2 protein-coding genes are annotated in these 1,119 nt (G+C 67.5%); both read left to right on the plus strand.

What is annotated here, in order from left to right:
- Positions 1-98: hypothetical protein (locus Q1W68_RS16670; protein WP_300717134.1), on the plus strand; the 98-nt coding region annotated here is incomplete at its 5' end.
- Positions 99-116: 18 nt separating this feature from the next.
- The coding region (locus tag Q1W68_RS16675) for a CorA family divalent cation transporter (RefSeq protein ID WP_300717133.1) at positions 117-1,119 on the plus strand (1,003 nt) is incomplete at its 3' end.

Here is a 1,119-nt window from a genome sequence, read left to right on the forward strand (position 1 = left end):
TGATGATGGAAAGCCTGCTCGCCTTCAAGCGGGCCGGCGCCGACGGGGTGCTGACCTATTTCGCGCTGGACGCGGCGCGGCTGATGCAAGCCGCCTGACCCTGCGCGGGATCGTCGATGCGCATCTTCCACATCCAGGGCGACCAGTTCAACGAACTCGACGCGCTGCCGGAGAAACTGCCGGCGACGGGCTACCTGTGGTTGGGCAGCGCACGGCGTGAGTTCGAGGTGCAATCCGCGGTGCTGCAGACGGCGCTGCAGAACTGGACCGGCGGCCAGCTGGTCGACCTGCACGTCTCCGACCTGCTGAACAACCAGCTGCCGTCGCACTTCGACTACACCTCGTGGTACGACGTGCTCGTGTTCCGGCGCCTCGCCGCCGGCGAAGGCAGCGCACCGATGTTCCTCGACGACAGCAACGGCACGCTGGCCACCGCGCGGGCCGCGCTGGACGCCATCGACACGAGCCCGGTCGGCTTCGCGCTGTTCGACCGGGTGCTGCTGACGGTGCACCCGACCGACTGCCAGGTGCGCGAGTTCTTTGCCAACCGGTTGCAGCAGCAGGCGCTGCCGTCGGGAGGCGAGACGCGCGGCACCGAAGGCCGCAGCTCGGTGCGCCTGCCCACCAGCCCGGCCGACCTGATGCTGCGCATGGTCAACCACATGGTCGACAGCTACCTCGAACTGCGGCGGCTGCTGACCAAGCAACTGACCTATCTGCAGCAGGAGCTGTTCAACCCGCGCAGCCGCTTCGACAACTGGCAGATGCTGCTGGAGTCGCGCAACGCGCTGCACCTGCTGGAGGACACCTGCGAGGACCAGCGCAGCGCGATCACCGAATGGATCGATGCGCTCGACGAATGGCCGGCCGAGGCCGACGACAACGCGCGGCGCGAGCGCGAGCTGCTGCGCGTGCGCTCGCGCGATGTGCTGGAGCACATCGAGCGGGTGCTGGGCCATGTGCGCCGGCTCGAATCGTCGGCCGAGACCGCGGTGCAGATGCATTTCTCGGCGCAGAGCAACCGCACCAACGACATCATGCGCACGCTGACCGTGCTGACCGCCATCTTCATGCCGCTGAACCTGGTGACGGGCTTCTTCGGCATGAACTTCGAAGGGC

Source organism: Hydrogenophaga sp. (genome assembly GCF_030158645.1).
Taxonomy (GTDB): Bacteria; Pseudomonadota; Gammaproteobacteria; order Burkholderiales; family Burkholderiaceae_C; genus Hydrogenophaga.